The organism is Paracoccus panacisoli (assembly GCF_042435015.1).
GTDB lineage: Bacteria > Pseudomonadota > Alphaproteobacteria > Rhodobacterales > Rhodobacteraceae > Paracoccus > Paracoccus panacisoli.
Map to the genome: position 1 here is coordinate 1 of NZ_JBHMQU010000110.1, position 1,927 is coordinate 1,927.

Annotated in this window: 2 protein-coding genes; both read left to right on the forward strand. The window is 60.1% G+C overall.

Translation table 11 applies throughout. The features are described from left to right. Positions 1-506: hypothetical protein (locus ACFHYO_RS15940; RefSeq protein ID WP_394321708.1), on the forward strand; the 506-nt coding region annotated here is incomplete at its 5' end. Positions 507-725: 219 nt separating this feature from the next. Continuing rightward, entirely contained in the window at positions 726-1,778 is a 1,053-nt protein-coding gene (locus ACFHYO_RS15945; RefSeq protein ID WP_394321710.1) for a replication initiator protein A, read from the forward strand. The last annotated feature ends 149 nt before the right edge of the window (positions 1,779-1,927 follow it).

The window sequence follows — 1,927 nt, forward strand, 5'->3', positions numbered from 1 at the left end:
TGCCGCAGGTGCACAGGCACGATCAAGAGGGTGACGGAAGCGGCGCTGGGGTTGAACCGCGAAAATGCGGGTTCGGCAGGCGGGCGAGTGACACCCAGTCGCGCAGAGCAGCTGCGGTTGATCTGTTCGAGAGAGAGGGCACAGGTCGCGCTGCGACGACAGATCAAGGACTTGAGAGACGAAAATGCGGGGTCACATGGCAACTCGCATATCATCTGTCGCGGGTCGTGGAGGGTAAGAGGGCCGAGATCCGCCAGCTTCAGCACGATCTGCGGCACGAAGATATCGTCGTTGATGTCGCCCGGAACGACGCCGCTCAGCTCGGACAGGGGCGGGGATCGAGCAACCCCGCTCCATCTCACGGGCAATCTTCTCTGCACATTCTCAAGGCGAAGGCCGCGAAGGCCGTCTTAGCGGATCATAAGCCGGACAAGGTACAGACGATGCAGCAGCGGACCAAGGCACGGGAGGAAAGCTGGACGCTGGACGCTGAAAGGCTTCGCTGACGCCTCGTCACCTGCGACTTATCCACAGGCACCTCGTGTTAGAATCGTGTTAATAAGGTGTTAAGCCTCCGAAAACAGTCCTTAACCGACTGCTACGACATCGTTTTTTCCAACCCCCGGTGGGTGATAACACGTTGGCCGGTGTGTAAAAGCACGAAGCTCGGTGGGTGAAAACACGTTCGCCTTGACGTGGTGGGTGAAAACACGAAAGGTGCCGGCATGGTGGGTGAAAACACGAAAAACCGGTCGCCCCTCCTCCCTGATCGCATGCGACAGGGCGACTTCTTCGTGTGCGATATCTTCGATGCCGCTCCCAAGGGCGACATGGCGTCGATGGAGCATCCGGTCTTCTCGATCTCGACCAAGCCGGACCTGAACGTGCGCCGGTACGAGAACGGCAAGAACTTCGTCGAGGTCATCCCTTCGGTGAAGGGACTGGCGACGGTCCATGATCGCGACATCCTGATCTTCTGCATTTCCCAGGTCATGGCGGCCATCAATGACGGTCAGGAATCCGAAATTCGTCCTACCCTCAGGTTCAAGGCCTATGACCTGCTTACGGCGACCAACCGCGGCCGGGATGGGCGGGGTTATGAGCAGCTCCGTGCCGCACTGGAGCGCCTGTCCGGAACCCGGATCACGACCAACGTGACCACCGGTGACGTGGAAATCATGGACGGGTTCGGCCTGATCGATCGGTTCCGCATCGTTCGCCAGACCCGTGACGGCCGGATGCAGGACATTGAAATCACCCTGTCGGACTGGGTGTTCAATGCCATCAAGGCCCGCGAAGTCCTTACCTTGCATCGCAACTACTTCCGGCTCCGCAAGCCGTTGGAGCGGCGGCTATACGAGATTGCCAGAAAGCATTGCGGACTGCAGGCCGAGTGGAAGATCGGCATCCAGAAGCTCAAGGCCAAAGCCGGCTCCTATTCGACCGACAAGGAGTTCCGCCGCCTGCTTTCGCTCATCGTCGCCGAGGATGCGGCGCATGCACATATTCCAGACTACGCCATATCGCTGGAGGCCGATTTCGTGACGTTCCGCAACCGGAACACCATGAAGCTCATCAGGGCGTCCGAGCCCTGGGCAGGCCGGCTTGATCCCGAGGCCTACGAAGACGCCCGGGCCGCTGCGCCGGGCTGGGATGTCTACATGCTCGAAAGCGAGTGGCGCGCCTGGCTGGGCGAGAACGAGATCGAGCCGAAGGCCCCGGCCCGCCACTATGTGAAGTTCTGCCAGAGCTGGCATGAAAATCACGGCCAACCCTAGGCCGCAGGGTGCGCGGAATCCATCCGACGGATTTATCGATTGGCCTGTCCCAGGGTCGTGCGATCCCTTGATTTCGCATAGGGGAGGTGCTGTGACCCCCGATGTTCATCCAGCGGAAACCAGAGTCGGCGATTGAATTTGGCGCGGTT

What these genes read in the sequence shown, in the direction of transcription:
- ACFHYO_RS15945 (WP_394321710.1), top strand. Translation starts at nt 726, where the DNA reads ATGGTGGGTGAAAACACGAAAAACCGGTCGCCCCTCCTCCCTGATCGC.